Source organism: Paenibacillus sp. SC116 (genome assembly GCF_024733555.1).
Classification (GTDB): Bacteria; Bacillota; Bacilli; order Paenibacillales; family Paenibacillaceae; genus Paenibacillus_B.
Map to the genome: position 1 here is coordinate 1,565,387 of NZ_JANIOF010000001.1, position 20,951 is coordinate 1,586,337.

Consider the following 20,951-nt stretch of genomic DNA (forward strand, 5'->3'; position numbering starts at 1 on the left):
ACGATGTCGAAAACATTTCTTGTTGTAGCTGAAACGAGAGGCGGATCCCTGCGCCAAGTATCCTTTGAAACGATTAGTGCGGCACATACAGCTGGAGGGGCCGACACGACAGTAGCAGCGGTACTTATTGGTGGGACTACTGACGCACTTGTGAAAGAGCTAGCCCAGTACGGTGCAGGTCATGTTTATGCTGTTGAGCATTCAGACTTAGAACATTACAACCCGCAAGCTTATTTTTCTGCTGTGCAAACTGTTGTTCAAAAGGTACAGCCTGATGCTATTTTCTTCGGCCATACAGCTATTGGTAAAGATTTGGCACCGCAGTTAGCGGCTGTACTTGGTGCAGGTCAAATTTCAGACATTACAGCGATTGAAATAGATGACAACGGACATGCCTTGTTTACACGCCCTATCTATGCAGGCAAAGTGCTGGAGAAAAAATCGTTCACCGCTTTCCCGTGGATTGTAACGGTACGCCCGAACAATATCACGCCTCAGGCTCTCGATACGACGCGCACGGCAGCAGTGGAAGCGATTGCTTATCCAAAGCCTGAGCTGCAAACGATTATTCGTGATGTGGTACGCAACACATCAGGGAAAATCGACTTGAGCGAAGCTAAAGTCATTATCTCAGGCGGGCGTGGCGTTCGCAGTGCAGACGGTTTCAAACCGCTGGAGGAATTGGCAGCCGTATTGGGTGGTGCGGTCGGCGCTTCGCGTGGGGCATGTGACGCAGGATATTGCGATTACGCCCTGCAAATTGGGCAGACAGGCAAAGTGGTAACGCCCGAGTTGTATATCGCCTGCGGTATTAGCGGCGCGATTCAGCACGTAGCCGGTATGAGCTCATCACGGGTTATTATTGCGATTAACAAGGACCCAGAGGCACCTATTTTTAAAATTGCCGACTATGGGATCGTGGGCGATTTGTTTGAAGTGGTTCCACTTTTGACTGAGCAATTTAAGTTGGCCTTGCAGCCGTGATGGATATTTAAAAATACACTGAGGCCGGTATATGGCTTCAGTGTATTTTTTGTTGACTCCCGACCTTGGGATGTTCTATTCACTAACTCGAATTTTAATTGACTGCTAATGAGCAGGATAGCACTCAGGTGTAGTTCAATACACGCATCCGTGTAGAATGTGACGTGACAGCATCGAGACGACTGTTGAGTCAGTTCAGTACTTTAAGCACTGCTATTTCATCACAGCAATGTTGTTTGCTGCAATGGATACAATCCGTGGTTTCACAGAGTTTTAGCCACTAAATGTTTAGGATGTTACCTTTAATTATATTGTGGCTTACTTTGATTGTATAGTTGTCTCGAAATATTTAGAGTTTAGTGGTCAATGATTCTTTCTACTGTCTTATTTGCACTTACTAAATCTCTACTTATTCATCCTCCTCATAAAAAATCTTATATACTTCACAGGAACAAGTATTTGTTTTGGAGCGTACTCAATCAATTCACTCTCCATTCATCTATTTTATATAAGGAAGATCAACTGCTTCCTACTCTACTCTGTTCTTATCTGATTTAGCCGACATCATCTAATTCAAAACCCAAAGTGCTGACCGCGACATGGTTAGTTTCGCAGGGTTATGAGCTGATTCTGCATCGTTGCCACATCATTTTGCAAACCAAGGGCAAAGCTCGCAGCGTAGAGACGGTGATAGCTGAAGTTCGGCACTTCTTTGATCTTACCTCCAAACTCCTCTTATACCTTTGAATCAATATAATGCAGAATACTTCTAAATAGATTAATTACGAGTTTAGCTTCAGATTCACCAATTAATTCTTCATTAGGGTGAGAAAATGATTTGTTATTCCTAATCTCATTTAAGTTCTCCAGGAGTTTTCCAATTGCATTTACAATTTGATTAATTGGAAGATGACTTTGTGAATGATCTATAAGTATACTTGGATGTTCTTGTTTCAATTTGCCCCAGTAATCTTGTATTTTAGGGTTGTTTTCTTTAATTATGAGTCCTGCATTTTTGCATGTCTCTTTTAAGTAACCATGTAGTGCAGTATGCGCTCTATCAACCGCACTCTGACAATTATGTTGAGAAATTAGTGTTTGGCACTGATCAAGAGTTTCTTGTACAAAGCTGTAGTTATAGACCAGATCTTTTACTTCAAGTAGTCCTTTTCCCTTTAATACAGGAATCCAAGTCATTATATTATTGTGAATACGTTTTTTATGTTCAAATTCTTGTTTGGTCAAAAATCCATCATTGAATCGATCTTCAAAAAACTCTAAAGTGTATTTATCTGTTACACCTTGTAATATCTTTGACTGAATTAATGGTTCTGACTCAGACAATATTGTTGTGAATCTTTGTCTTATCGTTCCTTGGAATTCATTAGGGTCAATGTCAACTCCACAGTACATAGGATAAAATTGTGCATGAGAAGCATATGTAAAGTTACCTAGATATCCACCTTCACCACCGATATAGCCCAAAACGCTATTTACTTCCTTTCCCCCTAGTCTTTCCATCATTAATTCACCTCATGAAAGTTTTATATAGATCTGACCTTGCCCAATTTCAGCTATCTTTCTTGTATTCACAACGTCCGACTGTCTCTGCTCCCCCGAAATTCCTCTACTGTACCGAGGATATATACCCAATACGTGAATGCACTGTTATCGGCTGCACCTGCCTGTATTGACCTACATAAGATACTTAGTCTCTTCGCAATTTCCTCAGCCAGGTATCCCATGACTCAACTTTAATTGATGGTTTGAATGAATTTTCGTAATCATACCGTTTTCTACTTTCTTTAATATCATCTACTGTTCGTCCGCCAATTAGAACAGTAAAGATGTTAACATGCTTATTGGGGTCTACCTGCAAAGCCCCTTCTGGCCCAACAAGTGAATTAAAAATGCTTTCCCCTGATTCTGCAATTCCACGGATTCTATGCGCTTCCTCTCTGAAACTCTTGTAGTCCCAGTTAATATCACCCAAACGCCTTCTAAGTTGTCCGGCGGCCTCCTCAACCTTACTGGAAAAAGATTCGTAGCTACTTTGATTGACTAAATTGAAATTAGCCCCTTTAATCTCAATTAAGTAAATATCCATTCTAGACCTTCCAGTAAATACGGCAAAATCTACAAATCCATCTGAAATTGGAAACTCTGAAAAACAAATGTATTCATCTTTAGGATTAGCATAAACCTCTCCAAATACTGATAAATCTCTTTTTAAGAGTTTTAATAATTCTTGTTCCTTTACACCTTTTTGAATGAGTTTTTGAATATTGACTTTACTAATACTATTCAATTCAATTTCCATTCTGCGCTTGACTACCTCTGGGTCCTCTCTATAAGGAAAATCTGCATTAGGATTTATTTCGTATCGAACTCTATCAATCTCTGCTAACAACCGTGGATTGCGTACTGTAAGTTGTGACAATTCTGATTGCTCACATTCAAGTAGCGACAAAAGATCATGTTGATTCATTCTTGTCCATTGAGGTGTCCCATTTGAGTTAAATGAAACTACATCAAAAGATTCACCGAAACAACCTCTATTCTCATAGTGTTCGATTATTATTGCCTCTTCTGAGATAATTCCTCTAGTAATTAAAGATGTGTGTATTATCTCGATTGAATTTGTCACAGAAGCGGCGGTGTTTTTATTTCCTATGTCAGTTAATAGAGCAACGACTTGTCTATTTTCATTAATAAAAACTCGAACTCTGCAAATACCATCATTACGAATAACAGATAATGTAGGGTAACGAAAAATAATGTCTGATATCTTCAAGTGATACTCCTCCAACTTTGAGTCTTTTTTGTTTGGAAGGTATTTCGGATAACGTTCTCATATTCACGACGTTAAAGTCGAATATGTCCACAAAAAAAACACTTCATTGAATCCAATTCTGGGCACGGGGACGAAGCCCGATACGTGAATATCATGTTTATATAACGGTGCAGTGAGTTACCTACATTATTCATTCTCTGTCATCCACTTCAATAAATGGATTTCAGATTTAAACATCCCTTCCAATTTATCTTCTTCGTAGTTGTTTATATAATCTAGTATTCCTTCTAATATACCAACACCTACAATCATAGATAAATTTGAAGATGCGTCTTTATTTGATTAATAACCCCTTTTGCTTTTGTACTTCTAATAATCTTTCTATCATTTCTTTAAAGCCTCTAAGTGAAGTTTCGTTTTTGTATACAATTTTTCTATTTAAATTTACTTCTTCAAGTTCATCTTGATATCTTTTTATAGTCTTATTTCGATGTTGTTCTGCCAAATTTGCAGCCCTTTGCATAGGACCAAGTCGGTGTTGTGTTCTCCATTTAACAAATAACTCCTTGGAAATTCCAAGTTCTTTCGAACCATCCCATTGATCAAGATTTCTTTCCACTACCATCTTATACATTACTTCTTTTATTGTATTTCCATACACTTTTTCAATTCGTTCCTTATGTTCTTTGTTTGTAAGGATTTTATCATCTGACATTATTTTCACTCCTTTATATATCTTATTCGCACTGTCATATAACGTTGTTGTGTTCATGACGTCCCACCACCTTAAAGGAGCAAAGCGACTGGCCGCGATGCGGTTAGGTGGTGTGGATGTGTCCGATGAATTGAAATGCCTCTCCGAACACACTTCTAACTTCTCTCGGACCAAGATCCGTAAGGTTCCCCGCATGAATATGCTGTTATCCGAAGTTGACTTCTTCATTGATTAGCTTGCAAATTCTCTTGAAATAAAGCCTCTTCAATTGCTCTATCCATCTGTTCTTTCGTAATAATAAGTAAATTTGTAGTGTCGAAAGTATTCTTCTCAGCGTACCGAAGATAGCGTAGATATCTAACTAATTTCACAATTGCTCTGAGTTTTTCATTGGTCCATGGAAGAACAACTCCAAACCTTCCTAGAGCTGATGCATTTATTGCCCCTCCCATAAGATGTTTTCTGCTTACATGGTTTTCAATTTCTATTGCCATTAAACACCTTGCATTATGATTTAGATATCTAATTTCCTCAAAACTAGAACCTTCAACAAACCCATCGTACATCTCCAAATTGATTCTGTTATAGTCTACTAACTTCCTAAAAAATAATTCAGATCTCGGATAATGAATCATTTGATCATAACAATTTCCTAGCCTTTCATGAGTTGCAAACGGTCCAACTGCGACATCAATTCGAGGTGAATAAATTGATAAATTATATTCATTTCCCATTGAGGGCCATTCATCACAGACATCATTTGTTAAAAAGATTTTACTTAGTTTCCCAACTAGATTGAGTTGATATTGTTGAATAATACTTCTCTTAACATATTTTCTATTAAACTGATTGAAATCTCTCATGTTTTCATTCCTTTAAGTTAATTTCGGATAACACCTTATTAACGAACTTCGTAAATATTTTCATAATATAGAGTATTCGTGAAATTGTTAAGCTATCCTGCACTTAGTTAAATAGGTAAAAGATATACCTTACTCAGATGTTGAATTTACATCGTTACCGTTTCGCAAAATTTTACTCACAAGTCACTGGCTGGATGTGCTATGGTGCTTTCACCCATACTGAAACTTTGTTTAGGTAAAAACCATCCCCAGATACAACAAAAGTCACCCATAAGAGTGACTAATCCCTATATAATGCTTCTATTTCATGCTGCTTGGTCTTCTGAGATTGACATACTATACATAGTATTGCTCTTATAAACCCCGTAATGTATGTCCCGATTGTTTTACCTGATCAATAATCATAACTTTTCTATTTCACTCAAGATATTCTCTATATCATTTAGGCAAAAAACTCTAGCTTCGTATTTCTTATCTAAACCTAGTTGAACAATTCGATTTTTCATCTTTCTATCAGTTACAATAATATCTGAGTAAGGCAACACAGTGCTTATATGCTCAACATCCATTGAATCTCCAGACACTACTGGAGTGATACTAGTAACTATCTTAGCAAACAGCTTTGAGGCTATGTCTACAAAAGGTATCTGTTTGTAACAATCAGACTGAAGAAATTCTATTAGCCCTTCACGGCTATCTGTAACTTGTCCCCATGTTCTCTCCAATTCAGTTATTATTGATATTTGATCATAGTCCTCTGTAGAAATCGACAATCCTCTCATTAACTTATCTCGCATTTTCTCTATAACTACTCTTATCGCCTGAATGACACCAGCATATTCTGTCTGAAGCTGCTGTTCATATGTAACCCCTGTATCTAACAGAGTCTGTCTTAGTTCATTTAACTGTCCTAGTACCACTTCTTTACGCTTGGTTCTCTCTTGTATTTCTGTTTTTGTAACTTCACTATATGCAGATATAATTAATCCATCAATATAGCCATTATTTCTATCTTTTAATTTTTCAACTGGATCACTATAGAATGCATCCCTATAGTCTAATATGACAGCATCTCGTTTATTTACATAAGCATCCATAAAGGCGAATAACTGATCATCATGAATCGCCTTTCTATACTGCAACTTAATTCCCATCGAGAGAAATGATTGTGTTTTATGCGCTTCTTTATTTAAACTATTTATTTCTTCATCTTGATCACCTTCGACGTACAATAACTTTCCTGACCTTGTTTTCTGGTAGATGACATTAATCAACTTGGACACTCTATCCCTTTGTAAATCCTTTAACTCGGCATTCTCTCTGTATTTGGTCATATCAATAACTACATTTGTATCAAGCCAGAGAATTGGAATAGAACTTCTTTTCATCTGTATATTCATTTGGACTCCTCCTTATATAACGATGCATTTAGTAATTTGAAGTTATTACAACAATCAGTTCGTTAAATTGGATGGAGATTTGTTACATCATAAAAAAAGCGAAATTGCACACTTTTATGTAGATATGAACATATTAACATATTATAAGTTAATATGTGCCAAAATAACTTTTTTTAGGGGGACATCTAGGAAAAAGCTACTTAAATATTCATCATAAGAATGTACGTCATAGATTTTAAAATGGGGGAGCATAATGTTTAAGTTTAAGAAAAAAAGTATGTTAGTATTGATTTTATTGATTACGAGTCTCTTTGTAGTAGGTTGCTTAGACAGCAAGGGGAAGAAGATTGATAAGCTAAAAGAGGAAGCATCTTCCCTAATTTCAAATAACAAGCTTGATGAAGCAATTTCAAAGTATGACGAGATACTAGCTATTGATAATGATCCAAATATATTGATGAACAAAATGAGATTAAATTCGACAAATATACTAACGATGGAAATATTAACGATTCGATAGATTTTTATCAGAAAGCTTTAGATGTAAAACAAGATGCGACAGTGAAAAGTAAGTTAGAAGATATTACTGACGAAATTGAGTCGGTAAAGCAAGTGAAAGCCTTTTATGACGAATTGTACAATATCCAAAAAGAACGAATAAGATCAGGAATAGAAGTAATGCCAACTGATATGGAATATATCATTAAGGATCTGAGGAAGGCAACCATAAATTTTGAAGCAATAGATGACTCGAAAGATACCGATATCGCCCTCAAGGACGTAAAAAATACTGGGGCGTATACATTGTATAAAATTCAGGTTGACAGCGAACTTTACGATGATGCTGGCTTGGATGAAGCCCTTGGTGAATTGGATTCTGGATTTAAAGCTAAACTTACAATGACTGTCGCACTGACTCGAAATACTCTGAACGATAGTATAGATGATATGATAACAATGCCTATTCCATCGAAATATAAATAACATTAAGACATTGAACGAATTAAGCACAGATCCAAGCCAATAATCAGAGAAGACCACTTCGCGCTATGCAAGTGGTCTTTTTCAAAACTAATCCACTTATGTCCATAGAATTTTGATATATCCTTACTCTCCTGGTCTTTTTGTTACTAGCTGCGCTTTTAGAATGAAGTTTCAAACAAGGATAAAAGTAAGCCACTGGCTCTTTAAGGCTATCAAAAAAATATAAAAAGCCTGTCCAATCAAGAACAGGCTTTGTTTCTAACGCATTAAATCTTACGATCCTCTACACGCCATGTCCAATATTTATTACCTTGTGCCATACAAAATCGATCCAGCCAAGTCTGGAAGTCACAGTACAATGAACGAGCGAATTCAAACGGACAACCACCACCCTCAATCACGTACATGTATTCACTCATTCCTTGGGCAACATCTTTCGTGTCTAGAATTAAATAATCATCATTAGTACAGGCTATCATAATCATGGATGGGTGATCATAATGTTTATTGATTTCAAGTACCTCATCAATTGAAAAGATCTCAGTTTCACCAGTAATAGGTACTTCTGAAAATGGTCTGAAACCATTGGTAATTGACAGGAATTTCAGATAATCATCTGGCAATGGAGAGTACGACTCAAGTAGTCGAGAAATATCACTAAAGGAAGAAGGCTCATAAAACAGTAGTTCACTATTGTAATACATAGCCCTCACTACATTGAATCTTACGTGTACCCTGTACATATAGCTCACGTAATGAATTTATCGTTTTTTCTACAATCATCGTCGTATTCTCCCCCTTATATTCTTTAATACTGGATCGGCTACACTTAGTTGGACAGAAAAAATAAGGGCTAGTAGAATAAAAGCAATATGACAAGGAGCGGATCTACTCTGCCAAAACAAAGACGTACATTTCATTTTGCAGGCAGTAGCAAGATGAAAATTGGTGCTATGAGGTAAATTCAATATAAATTGATTTGCATTTTTGAGATTAAGAATAACCTGCATGTCATGCACGCTAATCCCATTCACACTCACGCCATGTACAATTATTTTTGTTTGTGAGAATGTTGTATTCACATTTTCTAGACGTGAAGCTGAATATACTAGTTCAACAATACATTTTTAACAATAATTTTGATTCACCATTATCAAAATTGTACTTGTCTGAAATATCCAACTTTATATCTCCCTTAACTATAAAGAAATCTCTTTTGACTTTAGATTGCGAGAGCGTAAAATATCTTCGTATTATGAGGTTAACCAGCTTAATGAGATTAGAAGCCTGATAAAGTAACTTCGCAGACTCCTTTAAAATTATAAAATAAAGCCTGTCCAATTAAGAACAGGCTAATAATGAAGATAGCTACCAGCATTATAAATTGTCTTTTAAAATGTAACGCTGATTATCGATTTTCCACTTCCAGAACGGGTATCCGTAAGTGCTGATAAACATATCTAAAAACTCCAATACGTCATTACCGATGTAGGTCATTGTATCTTCACCTATTGCAGACTAATGCATATCTAACAATTTTAATATAAATGGTGGCATAAAAAATGCCTACCCCACGTGTAAGGATAGACATCTTTTTATTATTTAAAATGAAGCAAACCAATGACTATTTCTTCTGTATTGCTCAGACTTTTACTGTTTATTGTCTTTCTCTATACGTTTTCTTGCCTGTTCCGCCACATTACGATCTAGATCGTGTTGCTCCTTAACGCTCAAACTTTGATTTTTACCTATACGAGATGGGGGCGATTTTGGATTTTTTGCAGTCTCTTTAATTTTCTTCTCAAAGGAAGCTACGTCTATACCTTTTAGCTCTTTTTGAAAATACGCCTCTCCACCATAATCAGGATTTTGATACATAATTAATAATTGTGTAAATTCAACTTGCACCTTCATCTAGTTTCACAAGTCGTATAAGTTCATTTATCGCTTCTTGTTTAACTGGATTATTTGCTAACAGCCGTAATTGCTCTTTTATTTCTGTAGCGTGTCGAATCGGTTTCTTGAAGTAGTTCATGTCTCGTAATATACCCGGAAGTATTCTCGTATACTGATTGATCACCTGTTTGTCATAGGACGTATATTCAGAAAGGGCGTACATTTTATATGCATGTTCAATTGAAACCACATCAGGAGGTTGTGCTTCATTTATACCTAAACTAATCATGCTAATAGCCTGCACGAAATCTGCATGGAGTAGATCATTCTTACCGGCTACAATTTTTAATTTTTCCGCCTGAACCACGTTGAAATATACTGAAACTAAAAGTGCTAATAGAGTCAAGCCAATCAGGAAGTAATTTTTTTTGTTCATACGTCGACTCCAATATTAGGAAAAAGGACAAGATAGTTTTCTCGTCCTCTTTCCTTTATTTTAATACCAAGGCTTTAATTGTGCGTGAGCCTTAACTATATCGAATTTACTCTGTTGTTCAATAGCCAATGATCCACCCCATGGAATTGAAAAGCTAGGTGAGAAACTAAATGTGGATTCTTGGTGCGCATAATGTGCAAAGGCATCCGCCAAAAGAACATCTTTTTGTCTTCGAGAAAATTGATAGGACATGTATCCTCGGTGATTGATATCATGCATGTCACCTAAGTTTATAGCAAATCCGTAACCACCAACATCTCTTGTAGCAGTACTATATGTTACAGTCATAGTATTAAATACTCTATCAATTGGGTTCCATCTGTCAAATTTATAGTTCGCTGTTTCTGAACCAGGCGTAGGTGAAAAATTTGAATTCAAGCCTATCGCAAGTACATCTTCGTCTGTGTAGTAAGGTTTATTCAACCATTCGAATCGAGCTTGAACTGAACCAGTATCATTTGAATACTTATATACCCAAGTCTCAAGCTTTAGCCAACTTGTTTTTATACATCCTGCTCCATTGCTTGTTCCACAGTCAATATTCAAAGTTGATATCCCTTTTCTGATATTTCGACGGAATTTAGTGCTTCCTCGAATGTTACTTTTTTAGACCCTAATGACTTTACGTTATTTGAATCAGAAATATCAACATCATAACGGTAGTATTCATCCCGTTTTGATACCCCTACCAAAGAGTCCATTTTATCTAAATACGGTTGTAACTCCGCATCAGAAAGGTCATTTACAAACTCTATAGACATTTGATATTTTTGAATGATTTCTTGTTTTTGAGCATCTGTTATGTTTTGGGGCGTACCATTTTCTGTAGAATAAACTTGTGTTTGAGAAGTTTCTTGTGCGGTTGCTAACGAGGATGTGATAACTAATGTAATTAGTAAGGCAATTGTTAAGAAAGATAATAACAGTTTTTTGAGTTTCATGCAAATTCTCCTTATCATAATTAGTTTAATCTGATGTAGGATTTTGCAGGCTTTCAACGTTATTATTTATTTCGTGAATTATCACCCCTTTCATACGCACACATGAATATAGATATTTTTTTCATAAATATTAAATACTATCTACCAACATTTCATTTGATTTACTGTCCAAGCCCCACACGAGCAAGCAAAAACATCAATAGATTTCTCATCAAAGTCAAAACGTTTGTAATAAGTTGTCTTATAAACACAACCACACCTAGTGTAATAGTAGGCTTTATTAGTCAAGTCTACGTCATTAATCTCTTCTCCTACTAATTTACTACGTATTAGGCGTATATTTTCTTCTGCGAATGAGTCATTACGTAAATGCATCAATCTTAACTTCACTGTGAAGACACTCCTTTTGATACTTTAACAATAACTTATCTAAGTCCTGACTCATTTCAACCATCCTACCATCGGTCAATTCCAAGCCTTTTTTATATGCTTCATTTATTCGGAACCGTAAGAATTCGATCTCTTCAAGCATTATATATCACCTTCAATTAACACAATCGTACATCGGTGAGCGAACTTCCCCTTATCCGCTCACCATCAATCAGGTTCTTCCCCCAATTGAATTATAACTACTATTTCCTAAAGTGATTATTCATATATTTTTTAGGAATAAAAAACAGACACTTTTAAAAGTGTCTGTAGGGAGAAGAACCTGTAAATTGTTCACTTGCCTACTATCCATAGATACGGCCATCCTGCTGGTGTAATTTCGCCAACAAAACCTGAAACTATTGGCAAAATCAAAGAGAGAGCAATAATAAATTTGATTCCTTTATGCTTCATTTTTACTTCCTCCCTTTTACCTTTCTTACCTTCTCTGTTGTCTTAGCGTCTACCATAATCTTGTTATTTCTATATAGATCATACATCAACTTTAAGCAATTACGCTCGTTATTGATGTCATCTATCTGAGAATATTTAAATGCACTGTCTATGTAGTTATTTAATGCTTTGTTGACGTCATTTGTGCGGGAGTAATAATCTCCTTTAAGCTTGTAAAACCAAGCTAACTCTCTTTTTTCAAGTGGATTTGAAAACGTTAAATCATTAATTTTATCCTCTAGCTCAGGAAGAATCTCTCCAACTTTAGAGATCTCTTCAATTTGGAGTAAAAAGGAAATGTATTCATTTGTTACATAAGGCACAAAGTCCTTCGCACACTCATTCAGACATTCTTTAAATTGCTTTTTTGCAAGGTCTATATTCCCTTTTTTGTAGTTAATAACTGCTATAAACAACTTATCACTGTCTGAGTCATCTGTAGATGAGTGTTTTTTTAACTGATGAAAATATTCTTCTGCTAACTTAATATTACCGCTACAGTAGCATGAATCTCGCAACATTCCTAGAGCAAATATTCTCTAATCTGAATTGTCTGTAGCATATTCATTATTAATAATAAGTTTACATAAGTGTATAACATCTTCATATTTTTGTAACGCATAAGCGTGTACTGCAAGAGCATAAATAAGAGAAATGCATTCTTCTGAAGAAAGTTTTTCCATGTAATTCAAAATATATCTTCCTGCTTGATAGGTTTCTTTAAGTTTTGAACTGTCATTTCTCTCGATAAGGTATTCTTGATAAAGCGCTCTTGCCAAAAAGAGCATAATACCATGACTTCGGGAATAATCGATAATTGTTTTATAAATTGAAAGTTTAGTAGCTGACGAAATTTGAATATTCATACTAGTGGCAGCATTATAAATTTGTTCCACTGCATCATAAGTATCTGAAGATAGCTCAAGGTATTTGGTGACTATTTTAGGAATGAGATTGGAGGTGTCATCATGGAGGGTTATACATTCATTAAAAATATCACATATAGTGTCTAAATTTTTCTCAAGATCAATATATATTTTTATATACTTATTGTAAGGTATGTTTAATACGGAAGCAATAGCTCTCATATTTTGAAACTCAGGCTTAGTCTTTCCATTTTCTATCTTGGAAATTGCCCCTGTGGTCATGTTTGTTTTAATTGCCACATCGTGTTGTGTTAAATTATTATTTAATCTGTAATGTCTGATCATGTCTGCAAGTGAAAAAAGTGAAGCTTTCATCTTACATTCACATCCTTTATTATTTTAAAACAAAAGGAATTATAAATATCTAAGAAGGGATAGTAGAATATTATACTCAAAAAAATCGTTTCGAGGTAGTTTTCTTTCAGGGGTTCGGGGAAACCTTTGACTGAGAGTTCATTATAGCATAATTTTACCAACAGCCAATATATCACAATATATAGTCAATCAGCATAAATAAAGTGATAATGCTACTATTTAACTATCCATTACACTTGCCAAGAACTACTATAATTAAATGAAAAAGAGACACCCTCCATTCTCTGTGTAAAGTAGAAATATAACCACCGCTTTACGCAGAAGAGAACAAGGAATGTCTCAAACATATACGTAACACCTCTATCAAGGAATAGGTCATTATTTTGGAGCGAAGCGAAAAATAATGAGATGGTCTCAGCACCCCACTAATTACAGTCGCATCTCATACTAAACTAGTTAGCCATGTTTTTATCAAAGCCACACCTTAACTTTTCCTAAAAAAAGTCCTCTAAATCCTTATTATTGTTAGGATATTCGTCCATCTCATCATACTCTATCTAATAAATAAAGATGATTACTTGAAGTTGTGTTGTTTGGCTACTCTAAAATACAATATTCTTATCTGCCTATTATTCAGAGTCTTCAATTTTTCTATATGCTGGTAGTATATACGAATCAACCCAAGTTCGGGTCACTGTTAACGATATAGAAGTTACCTTGTAGTTTTACATTACGTTGTATTCGCTTGAAGCTTTGATATATTTCAGATGCAATTTAGCCTACTTGTACAGACCTAAAATCACCGTTTTTGAATCTACCTTGCACGATATCAGTTGGCCTTTTCCCTAAGTCTGCTCCCTTGTACATCATGTAATGGACTAGATATTGCTCATACGAAATGTTTGGAGTTCCAACCAGCACTATGTAAACTGAGAATACTCGTTCTTATCTATCAAATTTCCAAACCAGTTAATAGCTATGCGCTCACCATCATAGTCATCACCAACACCAATTTTAGTAAAATTCGCTTTCAATAGCTACTTCTCAATGATTTTATAATTATCTTTATGACAAATGGTAAGCGTTTTGTCAGTTGGTTACTGCAAAATTGAGCAACAAAAAAACCACCTCACATTAGTCGATTAACATCCTAATGATATAGTGGTTTAGCCAATAGAAAAGTGATTTTAGTGTGGTCACTAAACTTTTCACACTCATAAAACCTTGAGAACCATTATGGTTGTGCAGTTCTTTCGCAAAAATACCAAACAAACAAGACGATTGTCAAGTCAGTACAGGAACAGCGACAATCCTTAAAGCAATCGTTTCAATCCACACATCCGTGTAGGATGTGACCCACTCTGTTTCTGCATCCATCGGCGGCCGAGAAGAAGTTTCAATCCACACATCCGTATAGGATGTGACCCATAAAGCGAAGCGTAGGCAAATCATAGCCGTTATTGTTTCAATCCACACATCCGTATAGGATGTGACCAAACCGCTGAGAGTGTTTACGGCGCGATTGGTGTTTCAATCCACACATCCGTATAGGATGTGACCTTTCATGGCTATGTATTTAAGTTCTCGCATTCTGTTTCAATCCACACATCCGTATAGGATGTGACGTTTGACAACGATCCCCGTGGCGTCGGGGTATAAGGAGGTTTCAATCCACACATCCGTATAGGATGTGACGACTTATTGACGGAGAGATACACAAAGGTATACCACGTTTCAATCCACACATCCGTATAGGATGTGACAGCGATTTTGGGATGAAATAGAACAAACATTCCCAATTCATCTCGATGTAATCACTTAAATTGTATGTAAAAACCAATAATTTCACAATACGAGAAACTAACATTCAATCATTTGGAACTTATATGGAAAAAATGTGGTGCGAATGTCCCGGGAATTTCATGTGCACTTCACATTAGCACCACCATTTAAAACGGTGCTATACCCCATTCAGTACTCCATTGAACATCAATATTTCCATAACTCTATCACATATATATAGATGAACAAAAAAACACTCAAAGAATCCATCTAGTTTACTCTCCACCTTCTCTATCATGTCACTATCCTATAAAATATAGAAAGGAAAAGGAACGCCACAACACGCTCAGAAAAGAGGAACTAACATGAACTATCGCATCCAATGCTTTGCTAGCATCACTGAACGTACTGGACAAGCTGAACTGCTGCTGCCCGCGGATAACGACGCTATACGTGTCCTTGAACTTAAACAAATACTAGCAGCGCAATATCCAGAAGCAGCCGAGCTAATTATGCGCTCATTCGTGGCGGCCAATCAACAGTACGCACCAGATAATAGTATCGTTACACCTAAAGATGAACTTGCGATCATCCCTCCTGTCTCTGGAGGACAAGGAAAAGCGCAGCCAGAGGGAGATTCGCAAGCAAACCATAACGAGGCTTCTAGCCCAGACGGCCGTTATTGCCTAACACGCCAACCCATTCATACTCAGGCTGTGGAGCAGAAAGTATCCCATCCGAACCACGGCGCAACGCTCACCTTCTCAGGGACGACCCGTGAAGTAACAGGCGATCAACGGACACAAACGTTAGAATACGATGCCTATGTACCAATGGCACTGCAAGTCATGGAACAAATCGGAGACGAAGTAGACACACGCTGGTCTGGAACACTTACCGCTATCACCCATCGTCTAGGCATTGTCGGTATCGGCGAGGCCAGTGTCGTTATTTCTGTATCAGCTCCACATCGGGCTAGTTGTTATGAAGCGAGCCGCTATGCCATCGACCGCCTCAAGCAGATTGTACCGATTTGGAAAAAGGAAGTGATGGCCGATGGCAGCTACTGGGTCGAACAAGACAATTGGGATCCAATTGCCCGCAATGATGCTGACCATACCAACCTTCACGACCAGAACTAAATAGGCAAAGTAGAATTAACCTATATAACGATCAACGAGCGTACGTGCAATTACGGGCTCTTTCGTCCCGTGTACAAGTACGCGACCTTCCTTAAACACAACCAAGCGATGTTGTTCATCCACTTGGATGGATACTAGATATGCGTTGCTGTGTACGGTCATCCCGTGCACAGCTTGCATGCGCTCTGCTAACACAGCCAAGTCAATAGGAACAGGCTGTGCAGGTCGAATTTGAACCGTATCTCGGCCACATAGCACCTCAGTACGACGCTGGTTCATCCCTTCTAACTGCGGATAAGTTGCATTTGTCCCACAAGATGGACAATCCTCTCGTTTCGCTGAGCGCACATCAATCGCAGTATATTGATTTGTCCACAGGTCAAAGGACACTAGCTTTCTCCGCAATGCATCATGATTGTCTGTCAGCCACTTCAATGCTTCAGCCGTCTGATAAGCAACTACCATCTGCACTGCAGGTGGTATGATGCCAGCCGTATCACAAGTAGCCCCCCCGACAGGTACACTTTCCATTAGACACCGCAAGCACGGTGTAACCCCGGGCTCTATCATCATCGTCATGCCATAGCTGCCAACACAAGCGCCATAGATCCACGGTACTTCATGCTTCAACGCATAATCATTTAACAGCATACGCGTTTCAAAATTATCCGTTGCATCCATGATCAAATCATGATTCGCGCCGTATTCATTCAACTCGTATAACGCAACATCGCCTACGATGCCGATAACTTCTACTTCCGAATTAATAGCCTTCAAACGCTGCTCAGCTGCAATCGCCTTCGGCAGTCTATCGCGTGCATCCGATTCCGTATATAGCTGCTGCCGCTGCAAATTGCTCCACTCGACATAATCGCGGTCCACGATCGTTACACGTCCAACACCAGCTCGCACGAGCATTTCAGCCGCAGCTGAGCCTAACGCACCCGCTCCAATAATAAGCACCCGTGATTGCTTTAATCGCTGCTGCCCGTCTATTCCAATAGGAGCAAAACGTTCTTGTCGAGAATATCTATCAGGATGAGTACTTTGTTCTTCATTTAGTTGAGTCTCCACCAAATTGTGCAACATTGTGCCTCCTCTTTTTCTAGCTAGTCATCTATTTCTAATGCCTATCATTTTACATGAACGAAATGGAAAAGCATACTAAAGTTCATGGGATACACGGTCACAAATTGAACATGACTACGCTCTAAACATCACCTCCCTAATATCCGATAGTTCTAATAAGTTACATTACAGAAATATCCTACAAGGAGGAAATTATAAAATGCGAATAGATTCCCGTTATAATCAGCTGCCAACGAGTCAACAAACAAGTAAAAAGCATGGCAGCGACATGTTCGAATCCGCTCTTCAATCTGCTGAAGAAAAAGAGAAAAAACAAGATGATAAAAAAGGAAAGCTAGTTACAGCCAGAGAAGGCGCATATCTCAGACAATACCTCGTACAGGCAGATGGCAGCAAAGTATTGCTTAGTGAAGTAAAACAAATGGCGGAACAACCATTAGAAACAGGTCCGGATAGCCCTACATCTTTACATGCACCTACGATTAATGGAGAAAATCATCCGTTCAGCGGTAATACTAAAGCCATGATGAATCTACTAAACTTTCAAGCTGGTGTTGGTGCAGGAGCAATGATGTTCGTCCCCATGAAAAATTTAGATTCTATTGGCAAGTAACAATAGTAGCAAAAAATGCTGAAATTTGAGTTTCATCAAAACATAAATGGGCTGTTCCTAGGTCACTGTTGACATTCGGATAACAGCCCCTATTTTATATCGTCCTGAACGCGATGTGTTCAAAAAAACTTTTCAATAAATTGAAGGGATATGTATTTTAGTAACGTCTAAGCTGAATGTATCCTACATAAATGAGCCATACTGAATCGTACAAGGATATCAAATGAGGGAAGTGAACAGCCTATCCCACTACCTCGATTTGGAAATTAAAATCCTACAAATTTTGAGATATTTCGCACATTCTAATTGGATGAAAAAGAAGATATTGACATACTTAACTTCAACCGCTTATGCTTGAAACACATCTTCGCTTTTCCCAAAACCCTTACATATCAATGCTTCTAGCCTACATCATTTGGTCTTAGCACCTAATCATTTGCATTTGCTATTCCCTTAATTTCACCCTATGAATATACACTCGCAACGTACATGTTTTTTCCAATTCCATCACTAGTCTATTTACTCCATCTCAGTTTATACACGCTCAGTGGCAATCATTTAAAGTAATAGGTCCACTTTCAGTTCATGTACTACGTCACAGCAAGCCAACAAACTTGGGAGGTAAACAAATGCAATTAGAGATTCACGAAGTAAGTAAACAATACAAAGCAGGCTCCTGGGCACTGCAAAATATTAACCTGCAATTACAGCCCGGGATCGTAGGATTGCTTGGTCCTAACGGCGCTGGTAAATCTACGTTGATGCGAATTCTCGCTACATTATCACAGCCAACAACAGGAAAAGTTACTTGGAACGGAATCGATATTCGAAAAAATCCAGATGAATTACGCCGTACGCTAGGTTATTTGCCTCAAGATTTCGGAGTATATCCCAACCTGAATGCGATTGAGTTTCTAGAATACGCAGGCGCATTGAAAGGCCTGCATGGCAGAAACCTTAAAACAAGAATTTTAGAGATTCTGGAGCTTCTAAATTTACATGAATCGGCAACACGTCCAATCGGCAGCTTCTCAGGTGGAATGCGCCAACGAATTGGAATTGCCCAAGCGCTATTGAACGATCCACAGCTGCTAATTATCGATGAACCAACTGTAGGATTGGACCCGGAAGAGCGAGTGCGATTTCGCAACTTATTAACGGATTTATCCGGTGAACGCATTATTATTTTCTCTACCCACATCGTATCTGATATTGAAGCTACTGCTGATCAGATTGCCATTCTATCAAGAGGTCATTTACTAATGCGGTCAGACCCAGCATTACTATTGAAAGATGTGCAAGGAAAAGTATGGTCCGTCATCATTCAGGATCAAGAACTGCAAGAAGCGCGCAGCAAATGGACAATCAGCGGAACCATCCGACGTCAAGAAGGGCTGCAGCTTCGAATCGTCTCTGACAAGCCACCACTTCCTCATGCATCAGAAGTAAGCCCTAGCCTAGAAGATGCCTACTTGTACGTCAAGACTGCTCAGGAGGGAGCTTAACGTGAATGCTATCCGTACTATCTATCATATAGCACGAGCTGATCTGCTCGAAAGAGTGAGACAATATTCTTTTCTCGTTGTTCTAGGCATCACCATGATGGCTGCTTACTTCTTCGTTCCTCCGGCAGATGCAGGTTATATTACACTGTATTTAGATCATTATCGCGGTATCTATAACTCAGCATGGATAGGCGCATCGGTTGCGCTCTCCACCACCTTACTTCTCGCTTTATTCGGCTTCTACTTAGTAAAAAACAGCATCCAACGTGACGTAAGAACAGGAGTAGGACAAATCATCGCCTCAACCTCAGTCAAAAAGCTGCACTATTTAACCGGCAAATCTATCAGCAACTTTCTCGTCCTGTCCATCATCGTACTTGCCGTAATCGTAATTGCATTTATGATGCAACTTGTTCGTGGAGAGGTAGTACAGATTGAGTTATGGCCTTTAATATCTCCCTTTCTCTTCCTTACACTTCCTACTTTGTCTGTGGTTGCTGTACTTGCCGTACTATTCGAGACACGACCAGCCTTACAAGGTGGGATCGGCAATATCATTTACTTTATTATGTTCATTTTTTATAGTATGAGCTCGAATACATCCGTCATCACAACCGAAATGGTTCAATCGCTTGCAGCCATACAGCCAGGATTCAGCGGTTCATATGGCATTGGCTTTCTAGTTCCTGAGCAACCGATAAAGCTATTTGAATGGCAGGGTGTAACTTGGACGGGAACAATTATCATCCAGCAGCTATCTTTCTTTTTGGTTGCATTCCTGCTCATCTTAGTGGCTGTACTGTTATTCCGAGGCTTCCAAGAAGCTCCTTACAAGAGAAACAACAAGATTAATTCCACTGACAATCTAAATACTGCAGGGGAACACCCAGAGACGCATCCCAATAAGAGTTTCGATTTAGAGAGCGCTAACGTCTCCTTCTCTCAATTAAGTGCCGCTAACTTGCCGCCAGCAGTCATTCGGGAATCATTCCTGTCTCTGGTAGTCGCTGAATGGCGCTTAATGATGAAGAATACTTCGCTAGGTTGGTATGTTATTGCAGGTGTTTTAGCGATCCTCTGCATTTCGATGCCTGTTGCAACATCATCGCAATGGATGATATGGCCTATCACTTGGATCTGGCCGATGCTGCTTTGGTCCGGACTGGGCAATCGAGAGTCACGCTATAACACACATTATCTAATTGCATCGACACCACGTTATGTTACCCGACAATTATCAGCTGTTTGGGTTGCCGGATTTATACTAACTTGTCTCACAGGAATCGGCATGCTCATACGACTTATTATGGAAGGAAATATGGAACTAGTGGCACTTTGGCTATCCGCTTCCATTTTTATTCCAAGCTTCGCACTCGCTTGCGGCGTACTTACAGGGACCAATCGTACGTTCGAGGTGCTTTATATGATTATTTGGTATTTGGGCCCATTTAACAAAATGCCGTTTCTCGATTTCTTAGGAACGCAGTCATCTAGCGGTACTTCTTGGATCAGTGAGATTGGATTGAACTCCTGGCTCATCATGTCTATTTATATTTTAATCAGCATTGGATTACTCATACTCGCATATACAACTAGAGGTCGTCTCACTCAAACTTCTTAGTGC

The 20,951-nt window shown here is 38.1% G+C and carries 21 protein-coding genes, 1 pseudogene and 1 CRISPR repeat array; of the genes and pseudogenes, 7 read left to right on the forward strand and 15 right to left on the reverse strand.

The features are described 5' to 3' along the window. Positions 1 to 3: 3 nt before the first annotated feature. Entirely contained in the window at positions 4 to 984 is a 981-nt protein-coding gene (locus NQ117_RS06930; protein WP_258277239.1) for an electron transfer flavoprotein subunit alpha/FixB family protein, read from the forward strand. Positions 985 to 1,174: 190 nt separating this feature from the next. On the opposite strand, the pseudogene NQ117_RS24025 reads toward NQ117_RS06930, so the two are convergent. From NQ117_RS24025 to NQ117_RS06955, 6 genes and pseudogenes are all read right to left on the reverse strand, one after another. Continuing rightward, positions 1,175 to 1,243: pseudogene (locus NQ117_RS24025) on the reverse strand (GNAT family N-acetyltransferase); the annotation flags it as partial. A gap of 476 nt (positions 1,244 to 1,719) precedes the next feature. Beyond that, positions 1,720 to 2,508: an abortive infection family protein gene (locus NQ117_RS06935; RefSeq protein WP_258277240.1), complete on the reverse strand. Its 789-nt coding sequence runs from the start codon at positions 2,506 to 2,508 to the stop codon at positions 1,720 to 1,722. 184 nt (positions 2,509 to 2,692) lie between these two features. Continuing rightward, positions 2,693 to 3,778: a Shedu immune nuclease family protein gene (locus tag NQ117_RS06940; RefSeq protein ID WP_258277241.1), complete on the reverse strand. Its 1,086-nt coding sequence runs from the start codon at positions 3,776 to 3,778 to the stop codon at positions 2,693 to 2,695. 334 nt (positions 3,779 to 4,112) lie between these two features. Continuing rightward, positions 4,113 to 4,550 carry a hypothetical protein gene (locus NQ117_RS06945; RefSeq protein WP_258277242.1) on the reverse strand — a complete coding sequence of 146 codons (438 nt, stop codon included), beginning with the start codon at positions 4,548 to 4,550 and terminating at the stop codon, positions 4,113 to 4,115. 167 nt (positions 4,551 to 4,717) lie between these two features. Next, positions 4,718 to 5,356 (reverse strand): hypothetical protein, encoded by a 639-nt coding sequence (locus NQ117_RS06950; RefSeq protein WP_258277243.1) that lies wholly within the window; start codon positions 5,354 to 5,356, stop codon positions 4,718 to 4,720. Positions 5,357 to 5,757: 401 nt separating this feature from the next. Continuing rightward, positions 5,758 to 6,756, reverse strand: a complete 999-nt coding sequence (locus NQ117_RS06955; protein WP_258277244.1) for a hypothetical protein — start codon at positions 6,754 to 6,756, stop codon at positions 5,758 to 5,760. A 253-nt stretch (positions 6,757 to 7,009) separates the two neighbouring features. On the opposite strand from NQ117_RS06955, the gene NQ117_RS06960 reads away from it, so the two are divergent. Further along, positions 7,010 to 7,276: an outer membrane protein assembly factor BamD gene (locus NQ117_RS06960; RefSeq protein ID WP_258277245.1), complete on the forward strand. Its 267-nt coding sequence runs from the start codon at positions 7,010 to 7,012 to the stop codon at positions 7,274 to 7,276. A gap of 41 nt (positions 7,277 to 7,317) precedes the next feature. Further along, positions 7,318 to 7,740, forward strand: coding sequence for a hypothetical protein (locus NQ117_RS06965; protein WP_258277246.1), 423 nt, complete (start codon positions 7,318 to 7,320; stop codon positions 7,738 to 7,740). 266 nt (positions 7,741 to 8,006) lie between these two features. On the opposite strand, the gene NQ117_RS06970 is transcribed toward NQ117_RS06965, so the two are convergent. The 8 genes from NQ117_RS06970 to NQ117_RS07000 all read right to left on the reverse strand — a co-directional run bounded on the left by NQ117_RS06970 (position 8,007) and on the right by NQ117_RS07000 (position 13,196). After that, positions 8,007 to 8,444, reverse strand: coding sequence for an SMI1/KNR4 family protein (locus NQ117_RS06970; RefSeq protein WP_375163052.1), 438 nt, complete (start codon positions 8,442 to 8,444; stop codon positions 8,007 to 8,009). A 946-nt stretch (positions 8,445 to 9,390) separates the two neighbouring features. Next, entirely contained in the window at positions 9,391 to 9,654 is a 264-nt protein-coding gene (locus tag NQ117_RS06975; RefSeq protein ID WP_258277248.1) for a hypothetical protein, read from the reverse strand. Continuing rightward, on the reverse strand, positions 9,638 to 10,072 hold the full coding sequence (locus NQ117_RS06980) for a hypothetical protein (RefSeq protein WP_258277249.1): 435 nt from the start codon (positions 10,070 to 10,072) through the stop codon (positions 9,638 to 9,640). Before NQ117_RS06980 ends, NQ117_RS06975 begins: the two co-directional genes overlap by 17 nt. Positions 10,073 to 10,132: 60 nt before the next feature. After that, on the reverse strand, positions 10,133 to 10,678 hold the full coding sequence (locus tag NQ117_RS06985; RefSeq protein ID WP_258277250.1) for a hypothetical protein: 546 nt from the start codon (positions 10,676 to 10,678) through the stop codon (positions 10,133 to 10,135). Beyond that, positions 10,675 to 11,073, reverse strand: a complete 399-nt coding sequence (locus NQ117_RS06990) for a hypothetical protein (RefSeq protein ID WP_258277251.1) — start codon at positions 11,071 to 11,073, stop codon at positions 10,675 to 10,677. Before NQ117_RS06990 ends, NQ117_RS06985 begins: the two co-directional genes overlap by 4 nt. Positions 11,074 to 11,434: 361 nt before the next feature. Continuing rightward, positions 11,435 to 11,605, reverse strand: coding sequence for an aspartyl-phosphate phosphatase Spo0E family protein (locus tag NQ117_RS24145; protein WP_375163027.1), 171 nt, complete (start codon positions 11,603 to 11,605; stop codon positions 11,435 to 11,437). A 313-nt stretch (positions 11,606 to 11,918) separates the two neighbouring features. Next, positions 11,919 to 12,476: a hypothetical protein gene (locus NQ117_RS06995; protein ID WP_258277252.1), complete on the reverse strand. Its 558-nt coding sequence runs from the start codon at positions 12,474 to 12,476 to the stop codon at positions 11,919 to 11,921. A gap of 18 nt (positions 12,477 to 12,494) precedes the next feature. Then, on the reverse strand, positions 12,495 to 13,196 hold the full coding sequence (locus tag NQ117_RS07000; RefSeq protein ID WP_258277253.1) for a helix-turn-helix domain-containing protein: 702 nt from the start codon (positions 13,194 to 13,196) through the stop codon (positions 12,495 to 12,497). Between the two features lie 1,324 nt (positions 13,197 to 14,520). Further along, positions 14,521 to 14,959: a CRISPR direct-repeat array (repeat unit 32 nt; unit sequence GTTTCAATCCACACATCCGTATAGGATGTGAC). A gap of 384 nt (positions 14,960 to 15,343) precedes the next feature. Here NQ117_RS07000 and NQ117_RS07005 point away from each other — a divergent pair. Beyond that, positions 15,344 to 16,120 carry a molybdenum cofactor biosynthesis protein gene (locus NQ117_RS07005; RefSeq protein ID WP_258277254.1) on the forward strand — a complete coding sequence of 259 codons (777 nt, stop codon included), beginning with the start codon at positions 15,344 to 15,346 and terminating at the stop codon, positions 16,118 to 16,120. A gap of 15 nt (positions 16,121 to 16,135) precedes the next feature. Here NQ117_RS07005 and NQ117_RS07010 read toward each other — a convergent pair whose 3' ends face one another. Then, on the reverse strand, positions 16,136 to 17,209 hold the full coding sequence (locus NQ117_RS07010) for a ThiF family adenylyltransferase (RefSeq protein ID WP_258277255.1): 1,074 nt from the start codon (positions 17,207 to 17,209) through the stop codon (positions 16,136 to 16,138). A gap of 199 nt (positions 17,210 to 17,408) precedes the next feature. Between NQ117_RS07010 and NQ117_RS07015 the strand changes: the two genes are divergently transcribed. The 3 genes from NQ117_RS07015 to NQ117_RS07025 all read left to right on the forward strand — a co-directional run bounded on the left by NQ117_RS07015 (position 17,409) and on the right by NQ117_RS07025 (position 20,948). Continuing rightward, positions 17,409 to 17,822: a hypothetical protein gene (locus NQ117_RS07015; protein WP_258277256.1), complete on the forward strand. Its 414-nt coding sequence runs from the start codon at positions 17,409 to 17,411 to the stop codon at positions 17,820 to 17,822. A 629-nt stretch (positions 17,823 to 18,451) separates the two neighbouring features. Further along, complete coding sequence (locus NQ117_RS07020) at positions 18,452 to 19,327, forward strand: ABC transporter ATP-binding protein (RefSeq protein WP_258277257.1); 876 nt, start codon at positions 18,452 to 18,454, stop codon at positions 19,325 to 19,327. Between the two features lies 1 nt (position 19,328). Beyond that, positions 19,329 to 20,948, forward strand: coding sequence for an ABC transporter permease (locus NQ117_RS07025; RefSeq protein WP_258277258.1), 1,620 nt, complete (start codon positions 19,329 to 19,331; stop codon positions 20,946 to 20,948). The last annotated feature ends 3 nt before the right edge of the window (positions 20,949 to 20,951 follow it).

Coding starts and splice junctions, on each gene's coding strand:
- NQ117_RS06930 (WP_258277239.1), top strand. CDS start 4: ATGTCGAAAACATTTCTTGTTGTAGCTGAAACGAGAGGCGGATCCCTG.
- NQ117_RS06935 (WP_258277240.1), bottom strand. CDS start 2,508: ATGATGGAAAGACTAGGGGGAAAGGAAGTAAATAGCGTTTTGGGCTAT.
- NQ117_RS06945 (WP_258277242.1), bottom strand. CDS start 4,550: ATGAACACAACAACGTTATATGACAGTGCGAATAAGATATATAAAGGA.
- NQ117_RS06950 (WP_258277243.1), bottom strand. CDS start 5,356: ATGAGAGATTTCAATCAGTTTAATAGAAAATATGTTAAGAGAAGTATT.
- NQ117_RS06955 (WP_258277244.1), bottom strand. CDS start 6,756: ATGAATATACAGATGAAAAGAAGTTCTATTCCAATTCTCTGGCTTGAT.
- NQ117_RS06960 (WP_258277245.1), top strand. CDS start 7,010: ATGTTTAAGTTTAAGAAAAAAAGTATGTTAGTATTGATTTTATTGATT.
- NQ117_RS06970 (WP_375163052.1), bottom strand. CDS start 8,444: ATGTATTACAATAGTGAACTACTGTTTTATGAGCCTTCTTCCTTTAGT.
- NQ117_RS06975 (WP_258277248.1), bottom strand. CDS start 9,654: ATGAAGGTGCAAGTTGAATTTACACAATTATTAATTATGTATCAAAAT.
- NQ117_RS06980 (WP_258277249.1), bottom strand. CDS start 10,072: ATGAACAAAAAAAATTACTTCCTGATTGGCTTGACTCTATTAGCACTT.
- NQ117_RS06990 (WP_258277251.1), bottom strand. CDS start 11,073: ATGAAACTCAAAAAACTGTTATTATCTTTCTTAACAATTGCCTTACTA.
- NQ117_RS24145 (WP_375163027.1), bottom strand. CDS start 11,605: ATGCTTGAAGAGATCGAATTCTTACGGTTCCGAATAAATGAAGCATAT.
- NQ117_RS06995 (WP_258277252.1), bottom strand. CDS start 12,476: ATGTTGCGAGATTCATGCTACTGTAGCGGTAATATTAAGTTAGCAGAA.
- NQ117_RS07000 (WP_258277253.1), bottom strand. CDS start 13,196: ATGAAAGCTTCACTTTTTTCACTTGCAGACATGATCAGACATTACAGA.
- NQ117_RS07005 (WP_258277254.1), top strand. CDS start 15,344: ATGAACTATCGCATCCAATGCTTTGCTAGCATCACTGAACGTACTGGA.
- NQ117_RS07010 (WP_258277255.1), bottom strand. CDS start 17,209: ATGTTGCACAATTTGGTGGAGACTCAACTAAATGAAGAACAAAGTACT.
- NQ117_RS07015 (WP_258277256.1), top strand. CDS start 17,409: ATGCGAATAGATTCCCGTTATAATCAGCTGCCAACGAGTCAACAAACA.
- NQ117_RS07020 (WP_258277257.1), top strand. CDS start 18,452: ATGCAATTAGAGATTCACGAAGTAAGTAAACAATACAAAGCAGGCTCC.